This window comes from Faecalibacterium sp. I3-3-89 (assembly GCF_023347275.1).
Classification (GTDB): Bacteria; Bacillota; Clostridia; order Oscillospirales; family Ruminococcaceae; genus Faecalibacterium; species Faecalibacterium butyricigenerans.
The window spans coordinates 218,156-234,208 of the sequence record NZ_CP094468.1 but is presented as its reverse complement, the minus strand read 5'-3'; the positions used below and the strand labels follow the sequence as shown (position 1 = coordinate 234,208).

Annotated in this window: 16 protein-coding genes; 4 read left to right on the top strand and 12 right to left on the bottom strand. The window is 63.4% G+C overall.

Annotated features, from left to right (window positions below; translation table 11 throughout):
- Positions 1 to 149: 149 nt before the first annotated feature.
- The 8 genes from MTP38_RS01105 to MTP38_RS01070 form a co-directional block, all read right to left on the bottom strand.
- Positions 150 to 536 (bottom strand): helix-turn-helix transcriptional regulator, encoded by a 387-nt coding sequence (locus MTP38_RS01105; protein WP_227620642.1) that lies wholly within the window; start codon positions 534 to 536, stop codon positions 150 to 152.
- 246 nt (positions 537 to 782) lie between these two features.
- Positions 783 to 1,451, bottom strand: a complete 669-nt coding sequence (gene phoU, locus MTP38_RS01100) for a phosphate signaling complex protein PhoU (RefSeq protein WP_227620641.1) — start codon at positions 1,449 to 1,451, stop codon at positions 783 to 785.
- A gap of 17 nt (positions 1,452 to 1,468) precedes the next feature.
- Positions 1,469 to 2,224: a phosphate ABC transporter ATP-binding protein PstB gene (gene pstB, locus MTP38_RS01095; protein WP_249233976.1), complete on the bottom strand. Its 756-nt coding sequence runs from the start codon at positions 2,222 to 2,224 to the stop codon at positions 1,469 to 1,471.
- 168 nt (positions 2,225 to 2,392) lie between these two features.
- A complete protein-coding gene (pstA, locus tag MTP38_RS01090) occupies positions 2,393 to 3,250 on the bottom strand; it encodes a phosphate ABC transporter permease PstA (RefSeq protein ID WP_227620639.1) in 858 nt (285 codons plus the stop codon).
- Complete coding sequence (pstC, locus tag MTP38_RS01085; RefSeq protein WP_249233975.1) at positions 3,240 to 4,136, bottom strand: phosphate ABC transporter permease subunit PstC; 897 nt, start codon at positions 4,134 to 4,136, stop codon at positions 3,240 to 3,242. The genes pstA and pstC overlap by 11 nt, the downstream gene beginning before the upstream one ends.
- Before the next feature lie 28 nt (positions 4,137 to 4,164).
- A complete protein-coding gene (locus MTP38_RS01080) occupies positions 4,165 to 5,049 on the bottom strand; it encodes a phosphate ABC transporter substrate-binding protein (protein ID WP_249234700.1) in 885 nt (294 codons plus the stop codon).
- A 336-nt stretch (positions 5,050 to 5,385) separates the two neighbouring features.
- Positions 5,386 to 5,988, bottom strand: coding sequence for a GNAT family N-acetyltransferase (locus MTP38_RS01075; RefSeq protein WP_249233974.1), 603 nt, complete (start codon positions 5,986 to 5,988; stop codon positions 5,386 to 5,388).
- Positions 5,989 to 6,072: 84 nt separating this feature from the next.
- Positions 6,073 to 6,504: a glucose PTS transporter subunit EIIB gene (locus MTP38_RS01070; protein ID WP_249233973.1), complete on the bottom strand. Its 432-nt coding sequence runs from the start codon at positions 6,502 to 6,504 to the stop codon at positions 6,073 to 6,075.
- Between the two features lie 206 nt (positions 6,505 to 6,710).
- Between MTP38_RS01070 and prmA the strand changes: the two genes are divergently transcribed.
- Entirely contained in the window at positions 6,711 to 7,625 is a 915-nt protein-coding gene (gene prmA, locus MTP38_RS01065) for a 50S ribosomal protein L11 methyltransferase (protein WP_249233972.1), read from the top strand.
- Positions 7,626 to 7,780: 155 nt separating this feature from the next.
- The gene (locus MTP38_RS01060) at positions 7,781 to 8,524 is read left to right on the top strand and encodes an RsmE family RNA methyltransferase (protein WP_227620634.1); all 744 of its coding nucleotides are present in this window, start codon (positions 7,781 to 7,783) and stop codon (positions 8,522 to 8,524) included.
- A gap of 46 nt (positions 8,525 to 8,570) precedes the next feature.
- Here the strand turns inward: MTP38_RS01060 and MTP38_RS01055 are convergent, their stop codons facing one another.
- Together MTP38_RS01055 and MTP38_RS01050 are read right to left on the bottom strand one after the other, a co-directional pair.
- Positions 8,571 to 10,181, bottom strand: coding sequence for a phosphoenolpyruvate--protein phosphotransferase (locus tag MTP38_RS01055; protein WP_249233971.1), 1,611 nt, complete (start codon positions 10,179 to 10,181; stop codon positions 8,571 to 8,573).
- Positions 10,178 to 11,350, bottom strand: coding sequence for a patatin-like phospholipase family protein (locus MTP38_RS01050; RefSeq protein WP_249233970.1), 1,173 nt, complete (start codon positions 11,348 to 11,350; stop codon positions 10,178 to 10,180). The genes MTP38_RS01055 and MTP38_RS01050 overlap by 4 nt, the downstream gene beginning before the upstream one ends.
- 135 nt (positions 11,351 to 11,485) lie before the next feature.
- On the opposite strand from MTP38_RS01050, the gene MTP38_RS01045 reads away from it, so the two are divergent.
- A complete protein-coding gene (locus MTP38_RS01045) occupies positions 11,486 to 12,136 on the top strand; it encodes an HAD family hydrolase (RefSeq protein WP_249233969.1) in 651 nt (216 codons plus the stop codon).
- 83 nt (positions 12,137 to 12,219) lie between these two features.
- Here MTP38_RS01045 and MTP38_RS01040 read toward each other — a convergent pair whose 3' ends face one another.
- On the bottom strand, positions 12,220 to 12,951 hold the full coding sequence (locus tag MTP38_RS01040; protein ID WP_249233968.1) for a LytR/AlgR family response regulator transcription factor: 732 nt from the start codon (positions 12,949 to 12,951) through the stop codon (positions 12,220 to 12,222).
- A 142-nt stretch (positions 12,952 to 13,093) separates the two neighbouring features.
- Here MTP38_RS01040 and MTP38_RS01035 point away from each other — a divergent pair, with 142 nt between their 5' ends.
- Positions 13,094 to 14,053, top strand: a complete 960-nt coding sequence (locus tag MTP38_RS01035) for a glycosyltransferase (protein ID WP_227621810.1) — start codon at positions 13,094 to 13,096, stop codon at positions 14,051 to 14,053.
- Between the two features lie 195 nt (positions 14,054 to 14,248).
- Here the strand turns inward: MTP38_RS01035 and MTP38_RS01030 are convergent, their stop codons facing one another.
- A complete protein-coding gene (locus MTP38_RS01030) occupies positions 14,249 to 16,048 on the bottom strand; it encodes an aminopeptidase P family N-terminal domain-containing protein (protein WP_249233967.1) in 1,800 nt (599 codons plus the stop codon).
- Positions 16,049 to 16,053: the final 5 nt, after the last annotated feature.

The following is a 16,053-nucleotide window of genomic DNA, read 5'->3' as shown; positions in this document are numbered from 1 at the left end:
AAACATTCCGTTTCCACCCTTTCTTTCTGTGCGCCGCAGCGCACGTCTGGCTTCTATTGTAGCACACTCCGCCTCATTTTTCCATGCACAGGCACCAAAAGGCGTCCCGAAGGCACGGGACGCCTTTTGGTGCATCTTGATCTTGCGGTTCAGGCCGGGGTGCGGGTGCGGACGGCGCGGCTCTGGCGGTACTCGCGGGGGCTTTGGCCGTAGCGCTCGTGGAACAGGCGGTAGAAGTAGCTGGTGTTCTCGTAGCCGACATAGGTGATGATCTGCTGGATGTTCCAGTCGCTGCGGCGCAGCAGACGGGCGGCCGTCTCCATCCGGTGCTTCTGGAGCAGCTCCTTGTAGGTGCGGCCGGTCTGCGCCCGGACGCACTCGCTGACATAGGCCAGCGAGACGCCGTAGCTGCGGGCCACATTGGAAAGGCTGGCCTCGCGGTAATTCTGGGTGATCTCATCCAAAGCCGCCTGTACCAGCTCGGCGCGGCTGACGGCTACACCGTGGGCTTCCAGCGGGAATTTCTTGGTGTCCATAGGTATCCTCCGTTGCGGCGCGGCCCGCCGGGAGACAAGGGGATGTCGGAGCCGGGCCGCGCTCAGGTCTCACAAGCGCCCCCTTTGGGAGGCTTCTGCTTATAATACGACACAGCGTGGCCGGAAATTGCACCAGAGGGGGAAAATCTCCAAAATTTTTCAGACGGGGTTTCGGCGCACAAACAAAAGCTGCCGCCCACACCCGGGCAGCAGCTTTTCAGGAAAAGAAAAAGAGGAAAACAGAACTCAGAACATATTCTCGTGGTGATACCGGCCGGTGCGCAGGAACTCCACCCACTCGGCGACGTTCACAGCGTGGTCGCCGATGCGCTCAAGGTACTTGATGACCATCAGCACATCGAGGGCGGCGTCGATCTTCCCGGGGTCGGCAGCGATCTCCGCTGCCAGCATCCGCTTGATGCTGTTGAAGTCGTAGTCCACGGCATCGTCGGCCTCGATGACGGCCTTTGCCGCCGCCTCGTCCTCTGCCGCAAAGGCGGCCATGGCGTCGTTCAGCATCTTGTGGGCTTTCCGGCCCATCTCGATGCTCTTGCTTACGGCGGGGTCGCCCGCCTTGCGGACACCGGCCAGATGGGGCACGATCTCCGCGATGTCGGCGGCGTGGTCACCGATGCGCTCCACATCCGTCACTACTTTCATGGCTGCGGAGATAAAGCGCAGGTCGCTGGCCACCGGCTGCTGACGGAGCAGCAGGGTCATGCAGCGGTGCTCGATGTCCCGTTCCATCCGGTTGACCTCAGAGTCGCCCTTGATGATCTCCTTTGCCCCCTCGGCGTCAGCCGTGCAGAGGGACTCCAGCGCGTCCTCCACCGCGTCGGCGGACAGCTGGCCCATCTTGGCCAGCAAAGCCTTCAGGGCCGCGAGGTCGGCGTCGTACTGTGTGCGTGTGCTCATATCGCAAACCCTCCTTTTTAACCGAAGCGGCCCGAGATGTAGTCCTCGGTGCGCTTGTCCTTCGGGGTGCTGAAGATCTCACTCGTGGGGCCGCACTCCACCAGCTCGCCCAGCAGGAAGAAGGCCGTGCGGTCGCTGATGCGGGCTGCCTGCTGCATATTGTGGGTGACGATGACCACGGTGTAGTTCTTCTTCAGCTCGCTCATCAGCTCTTCGACCTTCATGGTGGAACCGGGGTCGAGGGCGCTGGTCGGCTCGTCCATCAGCAGCACTTCCGGCTTGACCGCCAGTGCCCGGGCGATGCACAGGCGCTGCTGCTGGCCCCCGGAAAGGCCCAGCGCGCTCTTCCTGAGGCGGTCTTTCACCTCGTCCCAGAGGGCAGCGCCCCGCAGAGAGCTTTCCACCAGCTCGTCCAGCTCCGCCTTATTGTGGACGCCATGGAGTTTGGGACCATAGGTGATGTTGTCGTAGATGCTCATGGGGAAGGGGTTTGCCTTCTGGAAGACCATGCCAACGCGGCGGCGCAGGTCAGTCAGCTGCATCTCCTTCGAGAAAATATCCTCGCCCCGCAGCCGGACATCTCCCTCGATGCGGACATTCGGCACAAGGTCATTCATCCGGTTCAGGGTCTTCAGAAAGGTGGATTTGCCGCAGCCTGAGGGGCCGATGAGGGCCGTGATCTCTTTTTCGCCCACATCCAGCGAGATGCTCTTGAGGGCTTTGAAGTCACCGTACCAGAGGTTCAGGTTCTTGGCTGTAATAATCGATGCCATACAGACTCCTTGTATTTGTTAGCTGCGCCTTCGTACAACCTCTCAGTCGGGCTTGCGCCCGCCAGCTCCCCTGGTAGGGGAGCCTCTGGCGAAGAGGCCGACTTTTCCGGTATGCCAAGGCCTCCCCTCGATAGGGGAGGTGGCATCGCGCAGCGATGACGGAGAGGTTTACTGTTTCTGTTTCAGCTTTGTTTTTGCCAGACGGGCTGCAAGGTCGATGAGGAGCACCAACACCAGCAGCACCGCACCGATGCCCCACGCGGAGGCGAAGTCGCCGTCCTCGAAGGCCCGCAGATAGAGCAGGACCGAGAGGGTCGCGCCGTTGGAGGTGTAGGCCTTGGCGATGCTGCCCGCGATGACCTCCGCCGCACCTGCGGTGAAGAGGAGGGCGGCGCTTTCGCCCACGATGCGGCCCACAGCAAGGATGCAGCCGGTGACGATGCCGTCGATGCTGCACGGGAGCACGATGGTGCGGATGATGTGCCACTTGCCTGCGCCAAGGCCCAAGGCACCCTCACGGTAGCCCTGCGGCACCGTCTTGAGCGACTCCTGCGTCGTGCGGATGATGGTGGGCAGGTTCATGACCACCAGCGTCAGACTGCCGGAGAGCAGGCAGGTCTTGAAGCCCATGGTCTGGGCGAAGACCAGCATACCCACAAGGCCGTAGATGATACTGGGGATGCCTGCCAGCGTCTCATTGGTGAACTCGATGACCTCGATGAGCTTTCGGTTGGAGGCGTACTCGGTCAGGTAGACCGCCGCGCCCACGCCCAGCGGAAGCACGATGAGCAGGGTCAGGAAGATGACATACAGGGTGTTGAGGATGGCGGGCAGGATGCCGTCGGTGCCCTTGAGGACGCTGGCGGTGGTGGAAAGGAAATTCCAGCTGATGTGGGGAATGCCCCGGATGAGCACCAGCCCGATGACGCCCGCCGTCAGGGCGATGACCAGCACCGCCGCAGCCCAGACCGCCGCCGTCAGCGCGATGTTCCACGCACGGCGGGAGGGGGAGAAATCACGTTTCATCCTTATTTCCTCCCTTCAGCACAGCGTTGAGCAGCACATTGATGGCCATGATGAAGACGAACAGCACCAGCGCGATGCTGAACAGCGCCTGTTTCTGCAGGCCGCTGGCGTAGCTCATCTCCTTCGCAATGGCCGTAGTCAGGAAGGTGACGCTGCGGAAGAGGCCGTCCGGCACATTCGGGCTGTTGCCGGCCACCATCATGACGGCCATGGCCTCGCCGATGGCGCGGCCGATGCCCAGCACGATACCGGCGGCGATGCCGCTCTTTGCCGCTGGGATGCTGATCTTGAACCATGTTTCGGTGTCCGTAGCGCCCAGCGCGAGGCTGCCCTGCTCATACTCCAGCGGGACAGCGTTGAGGGCCGTCACCGACACCGAGACGATGCTGGGCAGGATCATAACGGACAGCACCACGATGGCCGACAGCAGGCAGGCGCCCGAGGCCTTGCCAAAGGCTTTTGCTACCGCAGGCACCAGCACCTGCATCCCCAGCAGACCGAACACCACGCTGGGGATGCCGCTCAGCAGCTCCACCGCCGTGACCACGACGTTCCGCACGCCGGGCGCTGCGGCCTTCGAGAGGAACACCGCCGTCAGCAGGCCCACCGGCACGCCGATGAGGGATGCGCCCAGCGTGCCGTAGATGCTGGAGAGCACAAAGGGCAGGATGCCGTACTTCGGCTCGGCGGCCGTGGAGGCCCACTCGGTGCCGAAGAGGAACTTCAGCGGGCCGATCTTCCCGATGGCGGGCAGGCCCGACAGGAACATATAAACCGTGATGACAGCCACACAGCCCACCGCGAGGATGCCGCAGAGAAAGAAGATGGCATTCATGATGGCCTCCAGCCACTGGGCCGGAGTGCGGGGCAGCTCAAACTTTTTCATAAAAACACCTGAGCGTTCGCGCTCAAAATCACTCGTTCACCGGGACAGCGCCAGCAGTGCGGATGAGGTCGGCGGCGTCAGCGCTGGTAGCGAAGTCGAAGAAGGCCTGAGCCTGAGCGGAAAGGGTGACAGCGTCGTTGGTGACGAAGACAAAGGGACGCTGCACCTCGTAGCTGCCATCCTTGACGGTCTCTTCGCTGCACTCCACGCCGCCGACGGTCACAGCCTTGACGGTGTCACCGACAGCAGACAGGGAAGCATAGCCGATGGCCAGAGGGTTGGCCTCCACCGCGCTGATGACAGCGCCGGTAGCGGTCAGCTCCTGTGCATACTTGCAGGAGTCCTTGACGTCCACGATGCTCTCGAAGCCGTCGCGGGTGCCGGAGCCAGCCTCACGGCCCACCAGAACGATCTCGCCGTCGTCGCCGCCGACCTCAGACCAGTTGGTGATCTCGCCGGTGAACATCTGCTTGAGCTGATCGACGGTCAGATCCTCGACCTTGCTGCTCTTGTTGACAATGATGGCGATGCCGTCCAGAGCCACGGTGGTACCGGTAACGCCGGTCTCATCTGCCTTCAGAGCACGGGAGGACAGGCCGATGTCCAGCGTCTTATCGGTCGCGCCGGTGATGCCTGCGCCGGAACCGGTGGGGTCATAGCTGACGGTGACGTCCGGCTCGATCTCGGCGAAGCCCTCGGTCAGAGCAGCGATGACGTTCTTCATGGAGGTGGAACCGCCTGTGGCCACATTGCCGGACAGGGCAGCGCCGGAAGCAGCAGACTCCGCAGTGCTGGAAACGGCTGCGGAAGAGGCGGCGGCAGAAGAAGCTGCACCGCCGCAGGCGGTCAGGGCAGCAGCAGCGGCAGCAGCGCCGCAGATGGACAGGAACGAACGACGAGTGATCTTTTTCATCATAAATATCTCCTTCGGATGGGCCGGCCCTACGTTCTGGCCGGGATGTGTTTTCCTTTTTCTTGTTCCCTGTTGTCTCTCTCGGAACGTCTTTATTGTAGCGCGCCGCCCATCCTGCTGCGACCATACCGGTGCAAAATGCAGGTAAAGCTTCGTGCTGTTGTTTTATCCCACTGTCATCCTCTGGTAAAGTCCGTGTGGAAAACATAGCAGTCGATTTTACATTTCCGGTCAAACTGTCAAAAACAGCCGCTGACCTTTGTGCATCCCGCCCACCGGAGGGTGCAAAAAAGGCTGCTCCACCCTCCGTGAAGCAGCCTTTTGCGCGGTGTTGTCTTAAAATTTCTCTTCTTCGCCGTCCGGGCGGTAGAGCTGGACGTATTTCCGCCATTTATCCTCGCCCATGACCCGGCTGTAGCAGTCGGCCAGCGCCTTGTTGGCCTCCCCGGCCTCCATCGCGCTGTCCTCGGCGGGCAGCACCAGCACCCGGAACCATGCATCGAAGAGATGCTCGGTCCAGCCGGTGTCAGCTGCGCCGCAGCGGGCATAGAAGCCCAGACGGCGGACGGCCATCGCCCTGTCGTCCGCCTTTTCGGGGCACTCGGCCTCGATGAGGATGGCTTTTGCGCCCTCCTCGTGGGCGGGCAGAGCGGCCAGCAGCTTTGCGCCCACCCCCGAGCTGCGGTAGGCGGGCAGGACGGAGAAATAGTCCAGCTGGCTCACTTCGCAGCCCGCGGGCCGCACCATCAGCAGGTAGGACACCAGCGTGTCCTCCGCGAACACGCCCCATGTGTGGGCCATGCCGGCGGCCTCGCTGTTCAATATCATGCTCAGAGGCTTCAGCTCGCTGGGCGGGAAGTCGCGGCGCATCTCGTCCAGATACACCCGCGTCAGCTCGTCGGCGGTGAGTTTTTTCCAAGTGAGGTTCTGGGGCTTCATATCGGGTTTCCTTTCCTATTGAATTAAAAAATGCCGCCGGGCCGGGCACTGAGGCCCGCTCCCGGCGGCGCTGCATCGGATGTTTTACAGCTGCTTGCGCAGGGCGTCGTACACGGCCTGCACATCACCCTTGATGACCACCTGACAGGCATTCTTGGCCGGGCGGATCACGCCCTCTGCACCTGCGGCCTTGGCTGCGGCCTCATCCACGGAGGCATAGCTGTGCACCTCGAAGCGGAGACGGGTGGCGCAGTAGTCCATCTTGATAATGTTCCCTTTGCCGCCGAGGGCTTTCAGGAGGCCGGAGGCCATTGCCTCGCTCTCGGCCGAGGTCATGCTGGGCGTCTCCGCCCCGCCGTTCTTGTGGTCGTGGTAGTACTTGCGGCCAAAATAAAAGCAGGCCATCGCCGCCATCGCCAGAACGATCTTCACCGGCAGAGAGACCGGAAGGAAGGTGACGATGAGTGCAATGACGATGGCAGCGATCCAGCTATAAATATCCATTCCCAAAAACATACGATAATTCCTCCTTTGGGGAACACAGCGGCGGGCACTTCCGGCAGGAAGCGCCCGGGTCTGATCCGGGTACGACTCCATATTAACATACCGCCGGAAAAAAAGAAAGCCTTTTCGCACATCTTTCGCCCCGGGAGCTTGCATCCCGGGCCGGAATCGGGTACTATAAAGGCAGTATATCCCGAATACACGGAAGGAGCATCCTTATGGAATGGACTGATATTCGCCTGACCGTATCCAAAGCCGACGCCGAGGCCGCCGAGGCCGTGGCCACCATGATCGCGGAGGGCGGCATCTATATCGAAGACTACAGTGACATCGAAGAGCAGGTGGAGCAGATCGCCCACGTAGACCTCATCGAGCAGGAGCTGCTGGACAAGCCCCGGGACACCGTCATCATCCATATGTATCTCGAGCCGGGGGACTCCCCGGTGGAGACGCTGGCCCTCATCGCGGCCCGGATGGAGGCCGCAGGCATCCCCTACACCTCCGAGACCGAGGGCGTAGAGCAGGAGGACTGGCAGAACGGCTGGCGCAAGTACTACCACCCGATGGACGTGGGCCAGCGCCTCGCCGTCGTGCCCTCGTGGCAGGACTACGAGACGAGCCGCGTCAAGCTCATCCTCGACCCGGGCCTCGCCTTCGGCACCGGCGGCCACGAGACGACCAACCTCTGCCTTGAGGTGCTGGACGAGCGGGTCAGGGGCGGCGAGCGGGTGCTGGACATCGGCACCGGCAGCGGCATCCTCGCCATCGCGGCCCTTAAACTGGGGGCAGCCGTGGCCGAGGGCGTGGACATCGACCCCGTGGCCGTCCGCACGGCCGGGGAGAACGCCGCCCTCAACGGCGTGGCCGACAAGCTGACCGTCCTCGTGGGCGACCTGTCCGACAAGGCCAGCGGCAAGTACGACATCATCACCGCCAACATCGTGGCCAACGCCATCATGGCGCTGGCCCCCGCCGTCCCCGGCCTGATGGCCGACGACGCCGTCTTCATCGCCAGCGGCATCATCGACAGCCGGAAGGATGAGGTCATCGCCGCGCTGGAAGCTGCCGGCCTCGCCGTGCTGGAAGTGAAGGAAAAGCGCGGCTGGGAGTGCATCGTCTGCAAGAAGGCGTAAATTTTTTAACGGGCTTGCCCTCTCCGTCATTGCTTACGCAATGCCACCTCTCCCAAAGGGAGAGGCTCAAAGCCTCACCGCCGCGTCTTTGGCTCTCCCTCTGGGAGAGCTGTCACCGAAGGTGACTGAGAGGGCAAGGACGCTCAGGAGGAACTATGCCGCACCGCTATTTTACCACCGAGATCTCCGACGGCACTGCCGTGCTGCGGGGGGCTGACGCCCACCATCTCTCCCGCGTCATGCGGGGAAAGCCGGGAGACACCGTCATCCTCTGCGACGGCAACGCCGTGGAATACACCGCCACCATCACCGGCTTCGGCGACGAGACGGTGGAGTTTTCCGTCGAGCCGGGCTATCCCAGCGCCGCCGAACCCACTGTGGACGTCACCCTGCTGGTGGGCTACCCCAAGCAGGACAAGCTGGAGCAGGTCATCCGCCACGGCGTCGAGCTGGGCTGTGACCACTTCATCCCCTTCTTCAGCCGGTACTGCGTGGCCGCCCCCAAGAAGGAGGAGCAGAAAAACGAGCGCTACAACCGCATCGCCTTCGAGGCCGCCAAACAGTGCGGACGGGGGGTGCTGCCGGATGTAGCCCTGCCGCTGCCCAACTTCGGCGCAGTCTGCCGCAGCCTCGGACAGTACGACCTCGTGCTCTTCTGCTACGAATGCGGCGGCGCGCCCCTTCGCCAGCTGCTGGCCGAGGCAAAGCCCGCCGACGGCCAAAAGCTGAAGCTCGCCGTCATCACCGGCGCAGAGGGCGGCTTTGCCGCCGAGGAAGCCGAGATGGCCGCGCAGGCCGGGGCAAAGACCGTAGGCCTCGGCCCCCGCATCCTCCGCTGCGAGACGGCCCCTCTGGCCGTCGTCTCCGCCGTCATGACCCTGACGGGAAATCTCGAATGATATGCAGCAAAAAGGGCGTCCCGCCGCGGCGGGACGCCCTTTTTCTTTATCTTGTTTCTGCATCCCGCAGGGCCTTTTTGATGGCCAGAAGGTTCTGGGGACTCATGGAGAAGCTGCGCAGGCCGAGGCGGAGATACTGGGTGGCGTTGACGGCGTTGCCGACGGCAAGGCCGCAGATCGTCACAGGGATGTCGGCTTTTTTCGCGGCGTCCACCACCATGGCGATGAGCTTCTTCATGGCCGGGCTGGCGGGGCGGTAGTAGTGCTCGGCAATGGCCAGCTCCCGGCTCACGGCGTGGGTGTACTGGGTCAGGTCGTTGGTGCCGATGACAAAAAAGCGGCAGCCGTGGGCCGTAAAATCCTCTGCCGTCAGACAGGCGGCAGGGATGCTGAGCATGACGCCGAAGGGCACATCCGGCTCGAACTCTTCCCCCCGCTCCGCGAGCTTGCGGCGGCAGTGGTCCACCACCTGCATGGCGGAATCCCAGTCCTCGATGTCCGTCACCATGGGGAACATGACCCGCAGGGGGCCTTTGGCGGCAGCCCGCATGAGGGCACAGATCTGGACTGCCATCTGGGGCAGGTTGCGCAGGCTGCTGCGGATGCCCCGCAGGCCCAGCTTGGAGGACTGGACGCCCTGATAGGCGTCCGCCATCGTGCGGTCGGCACCAAAGTCGAAGGTGCGCACCGTCACCATCTTTCCCTTGGCGGCGGCGAGGCAGGAGGTATAGAACAGATACTGCTCCTGCTCGTCCATGGCGTGGCCGGGCAGCATCATGTAGCTGCTGCGCAGCAGGCCCACGCCGGACGCTCCGGAGCTCATGGCCGTGCCCACATCCTCCGGGCCGAAGCAGTTGGCCAGAAGCTCGAACTCCTCGCCGTCCCGGGTGCGGTTGGGCAGCTCCAGCTGCGCGTTCAGCTCCTCGTTCTGGCGCTGCAGCTCGCAGATGCGGGTGATGGCGCTCTGGCGGGCGGCGGCGTCCGGGTCAAGGATGCACTCGCCCTCGGTGGCGTTCAGGATGACCTCGCGGCCATCGCAGTCCTCGAGGAAGTCCCGGCCCACCTGCGTGATGCCCGGGATGTTCAGCGAGCGGGCGATGATGGCCGCGTGGCTCTGGCCGCTGCCCTCGGCAGTGATAAGGCCGAGGATGCGTCCCTGCGGGATGCTGAACAGGTCGGTGGGCATAAGCAGATCCGACGCGATGATGACCGGGTGGTCGAGGGCCAGCCAGCTGCGGGGGCGGCGGCAGAGGATGTTGGTGATGCGCTGGGTCACGTCGAGGATGTCCACGCTCCGCAGCTGCATATAGGCGTTGTCTTTCATGGCCGAGAGCTGGGCCGCGTAGCGGCGGCCCACACGGTCCATCGCTTCGGCTGCACCCACACCGGCCCGGATCTGGAAGTTGACCTCATTCATGAAGCCCTCATCCTCCAGCATCATGCTCTGGAACAGAAAGATGGCCTGCTCGGTGGGGGCGGCGCGGTCTGCCATATCGTTCAGCTCCTTCTGAGCCAGCTGAATGGCATCTTCCAGCGCCTGCTTTTCCTGCTCGGGATGGAACGGCCCCTCGCCAAAGACCAGCGGCGGGCGCTCAAGACGGCTCACCTGCCCCAGCACAAGGCCGGGCGAGGCGGTAAATCCCTTGTATCTCTTCATGTTTCCATTTCCTCCGGCGGCACTCTGCCGGTCAGCGCCCGGCAGACCAGTGCCTGCAAAAAGGTGTTGGGCAGCAGCGCGGCCCGCGCGGCCTGTGCCGGGCCTGCCTCGCCCTCGAACAGCGGCCCGAAGCGCGAAAGGCGCTCAAAGTCGCATTTTGCAAGGAACGCTTCTCCCAAGCTGCGGGTGGTATAGTAGGGGGCAGGGTCCACGCCCACATCCTCGGCGACGGCTTCCAGCGGGGCCAGCTCGGCATCCGAGAGCTTCGCCAGCAGGAGGGCAATGTCCGCCGTCAGGGTGGAGGGGTGCTTCTCCCGCACCTCCTTCTGGACGGCCTCAAAGGCCGCATGGAATGCGGCGGCGTCCGCGCTGCTCCCGGCCCCGCTGTCCACAGCGTAGGCACAGCCGCGCAGCCGCCCAAAGGCCCGCAGGGTATCGTGATAGCCCAGCTCGATGTTCCGCCGGGCGGTGGCGGGGTCAAAGTGAAGGATGTCGCCCAGCTCCCAGTAGCTCCGGATGAGGGTCGTGGGCAGGCCGGTGCGGTTGGGGCGGGTGATGCCCACACCCTCAAGGTCTACGCAGACCAGCTCTTCCGCCCCCATCTTCTGGGCCAGCGCCGTGGGCATATTGTCCCGGTAGCCGCCGTCCAGATAGGAAACGCCGTCGATGGTGTGGGCGCGCAGAGCCGGGAAGCAGGCCGCCGAGGCCAGCAGGTAGTCTTTCACCTTTCCCTCCGGGATCTCTTCCAGCGGAAGCTCCCGGGCCTTGAGCGTCTTCTGCTCCACCGTGACGAGACCCAGCCGGATGGGGCTGCGGCGGAGGGCGTCCTCGTCCAGCACCCGCTCCACGATCTCTTCCAGCGGGGTGACGTCCATGCCGCCCTGCGTCACGGCGTCCTTGAGAAAGGCGTGCAGCTCCGGCAGGGGCGCGTCCTCGGCGGGCAGCTCTATCACATCCTGACTGCGGATGGTGAGCCACATATCCCGGGCCGTCTCGTAGAGGTCGAGGGCGAACATCGCACCGTTGAGGCTGCCCACGCTGGTGCCCGTGATGATCTGGGGCCGCCAGCCCAGCTCGGCGAGCGCCCGCCAGACGCCCACCTGATAGCTGCCGCGTGCACCGCCGCCTGCCAGCACCAGCGCCCTTATGGGGGTGTTGTTCTGCGCCATATCTGCCGCCTCCTTTGATGCGTTCCGGTTTTTCCTAGATTATAGCATATTTCCCGGGAGATTTCTCTCTGTTTTTGTAACAAAAAATATGCTATAATAAACTCACTTTGCCAGAACGATTCAGGAGGACCACAGATGCACCGCAAACAATGGATATTCGACATGGACGGCACCCTCACCGACAGCATGACCGTGGTGTGGCAGGGCGCACCGCTGGAGCTGCTGCGCCGCTATGGCCGCGAGGCCCGGCCCGGCATCCACGACGTCCTTCTGAGCATGGGGATGGTGGAGGGGGCAGAGTATCTCATCCACACCTACGACCTGCCCCTCACCCTCCGGGACTACGAACCCGCCATGCGGCAGGTCATCCGGGACCTGTATCAAAAGGTCGAGCTGAAGCCCGGCGTCCGGGAGATGCTGGCCCGGCTGAAGGCCGAGGGGGCGCGGATGTGCATTTGCTCCAACACATGGGCTGACCAGTGCAAAGAGGTCCTCACCCGGCTGGGCGTGGCGGACTATTTCGAGTTTTTCTGCACCGCACAGGGCGCGAAGAGCAAGGCCCACCCCGCCGTGTTCCATGAGGTGCTGGGCCGTCTGGGCGGCAGCTGCCCCGCCGACGCCGTCGTCTGTGAAGACGCCGTCTACGCCTCCCGCACCGCAAAGCAGTGCGGCTTTTACCTCATCGACATCGAGGATGCGTGCAGCGCCGCCGACAAGCCGGAATTGCAGCGGCTCGCCGACCAGTACATACACGACTGGACACAGCTGGACTGGGCGGAGCTTTAAGAAGCGGTTTTATCGCAAGGTAAGAATTACAGCAACATGAAAACAGCAGTGGGGAGGCTCATTCCGGGCCTCCCCACTGCTGTTTATTGAAACTGTTTTTCCAGATAATCCCGCAGCGCCGTCCGGGCCGCAGGCTCCCGTCCGCGCGGCACAGGCACCCGCGCGCCGCTCTGCATCCAGAACTCACCCGCCGCCAGCTGGGAGACTGCCGCCAGATTGACCACATAGGAGCGGTGGAGCTGGACGAAGCGCTCGTCCGCCAGCAGCGGCTGGGCCACCTGCGCGAAGGGGACCCGGACCGAGAGGGAGGGCACATCCTCGCCGCTGGCGAGGTGGAAATGCACCACATGGTGGGTGCACTCGAGGTACTCGATGTCCGCGAAGGGCAGCACCCGCAGCCCCGACGCCGTGGCCACCGGGATGGCCGGGCCGTACTCCGGCTCGGTGGCCCGGGCCAGCAGGGCCATCAGCTGCTCGGGCGGGACGGGCAGCAATAAATACTGCATGGCGTCCACCCGGTAGGCGCTGTAGGCGTGGGCGGGCGTGTGGGCCAGAAAGGCCATCGGCGTCCTGCGTCCCCGGCTGCGGAGCGCCGCCGCCGCTCGCAGCGACGCAGCGGCCGCCGTGCTGGGCAGCTCGATGAGATACAGCTCGTACCGCTCCCCGGCGTCGTCCCGGGCCAGCAGGGCCTCCGGGCCGTCCAGCTGCTCGACGATGCAGGCATCGTCCCGCCGGGCATAATAGTCGAGGCACTGTCGCTCCACCCGGCTGCGGAGGACGCTGTCCGGGCTGCACACTGCGATATGGAAGATCAATTCAAAGCCCCCTTTCGGGCCTTCCGCCGGGTGCTTGCTTTTTCGGCCCGGTGGGAGTATCATTGCTGTAAAAAGCGCTATCGCAAAGATGCCGTTTTGACAGGCGCTATTTTTGAAAATTGCGATAAAAGGAGAAACTGCTATGGAAATGCCCCTCGTCAGCATCATCCTGCCGGTGTACAATGCCCAGAGCCATCTGAACCGCTGTCTTGGCAGCATCTGTGCCCAGCAATATGAGGATCTCGAGATCATCGTCATCAACGACGGCTCCAAGGACCAGAGCCTGCCCGTCTGCGAGGAGTTCCGCAAAAAGGACAGCCGCATCCTGCTGGTGGACAAGGCCAACTCCGGCGTGTCCGACACCCGCAACCTCGGCCTCAAGCTGGCCAGCGGTAAGTACGTCCAGTTCGTGGACAGCGATGACTACATCGCCCCGGACTACACAGCCCGGCTGGTGGAGGCGGCGGAGCAGTCGGGCGCTGACCTCGTCATCTCGCCCTACACCATGGTCATCCCCGCCGGGGCATCCAAGCCCGGGCAGGTGCTGGAAAAGATTCAGGACGATCTCGGCGTCATGCACGTTGCCCGCCCGCCGGAAACGAGGGAATACGGCTTCCTGCCCGCAGGCATCTACGACAAGGACACCTTCGCCCTCCGCCTGATGGACAAGCCCGCTTCGTATTTTTACGGCGTGCTCTGGAACAAGCTCTACCGCCGCGACCTTTTCGCGGCCCACGACATCCGCTTTACCAGCGAGATGCGCTGGGCCGAAGACCTCGTGTTCAATATGCAGTATATCCAGTACGCCGAGGTCTTTGCGTCCATCCCGCAGCCCGGCTACTACTACGTCCAGAACCCCCAGAGCATCTGCCACACCCAGATCAAGCCCGCCACCCTCGTGCAGAACAAAATTCAGGTGTTCCGCTACTACAAAGACCTCTACACCCGCCTCGGGATGTACGAGGAGGTGCGTCCCCAGCTCTACAAGTTCCTCATCGACATCGCCGAGAGCACCTATCCCTCCGGCCCCTTCAAAAAGGTCATCGACGAGGCCAAGGCCTACTGGAAAGAGCACAAGGCCGAGCTGGAGCAAAGGTCCTGACGAGAAACAAAAACGGGCTGTTGCACATCCCAACCTCTCAGTCTCGCATTCGCTCGACAGCTCCCCTACCGAGGGGAGCCTCTGGCGAAGAGGGAAAGCTTTCCAGAATGCCAAGGCCTCTCCTCGATAGGAGAGGTGGCATTGCGAAGCAATGACGGAGAGGTTGTCGATATGCCGCAGCCCTTCTTTTATTTGTTATGCCCCGATGGCAGCGCACTTCTTGGCCAGCCAGTCGCGCTCATCCTCGGTCAGGCGGGGAGCCAGCTTCTCGAAGACCTCGCGGTGGTAGGCGTTCAGCCAATCCAGCTCGTCGCGGCTCAGCACGCCGGGGACGATGGGGGAGGTGGCGATGGGCACGAACGTCACCGGACGGAAGGCGAGGAACTCGCCGTACTGGTTGGAGGCCTTGTGATAGCACTCCAGCTCGTTCTCGATGCGGATGCCCACGACGCCGCCCTCGTAGACGCCCGGCTCATCGGTGACGATCATACCGGGCTTGAAGACGGTGGTATTGCGGCCGTTCAGGGCGTGGGGGCCTTCGTGGACATTGCCCACATGGCTGACGCTGTGGCCGGTGCCGCAGCGGTAGTTGATGAGGTGGCGCCACAGCGGCTCGCGGGCGATGGTGTCCAGCATATGGCCGTCGCAGTAGTCCAGCCAGACAGCCCGGGCGATGTCGATGTGGCACTGGAGCGTCCAAGTATAGAACAGCCGCTCGTCCTCGGTCAGCTCGCCCAGCGGGTAGGTGCGGGTGATGTCGGTGGTGCCATCCATGTAGGTCGCGCCGCTGTCCACCAGCAGGAAGCCCTTCTTCTCCAGCTTTGCGTGATCTTCCTCGGTGGCGTGGTAGTGCATCATGGCAGCGTTCGGGCCGTAGGCGGCGATGGTGCCGAAGCTCTCGGTCAGGAACTTGTCCTGTGCACTGCGGTATTTGTGGAGGAGCTCGTCGATGGTCAGCTCGGTCAGCTCCTCGCCGGCAGCCAGACGGTTCTCCAGCTCGATCTGGAAGCGCACCATGGCCACGCCGTCCCGGAGGTGGGCCTCGCGGGTGTGGGCCAGCTCGACTTCGTTCTTGACGCCCTTCATGGGCAGCAGGGGGTCGGCCTCATCCTTGACGGTGAGGGCCGGGTTGGCCTCCAGCGTCTGATAGACAGCATAGTTGACGGAGGCGGGGTCGGCCAGCACGGTCTGGGTCTCGGTCTGGGCGGCGAGGAAGGAGAGCACATCGTCGTACTCTGCCAGCTCGACGCCGTTCTCCTTCAGCTCAGCCACTGCCTCCGCGCTGACGCGGGCGGTGTTGATGAAGAGAGTCGCCTTGTCCGGGGTAACGTAGCAGTAGGCCATGGCATAGGGGGTGCACTGGATGTCCATGGCGCGGAGGTTGAGCAGCCATGCAAGGTTGTCCAGCTTGCCCACGAGCTGTGCGGTGCAGCCCAGCTCAGAGAGCTTCGCACGCAGCTGGCCCAGCTTTTCAGCGGGGGAGAAGCCTGCATATTCCTTCGGCAGGATCCACGCCGGGGTAGCAGGCAGGGCGGGACGGCCCTCGGTCCACAGCTCGTCCTCGAGGTTCAGCAGCTTGATGGTGCCCTTCTTGGCGTCCAGCTCTTTTTGCAGGCTGCGCACCAGACCGCAGGAGGCCGTCAGGCCGCAGAGGCCCAGCTTGCCGCCCTCGGGCAGGACTTTGGCGCAGTACTGCTCGGCGGTGGGCACATCCGGCTCACCCATCCGCATCAGCTGGATCTCAGTACCTGCAATTTCCTTCTCGGCCTGCACAAAGTAGCGGCCATCCGCCCAGACGGCGCTCTCGGTCATGGTCACGACGAAGTTGGAGTTCTCGCCGTGGAAACCGGAGAAGTAGGTCAGAGCGGTGTAGTGGTCCGGCATATACTCGCTGGCGTGCGGGTCGCCCACCGGAATGAGGTAGACGTCCACACCATTTGCCTTCATGGCCGCGCGCAGGGCGGCCAGACGCTCAGGAACGGTATTCATGCTCATATCAA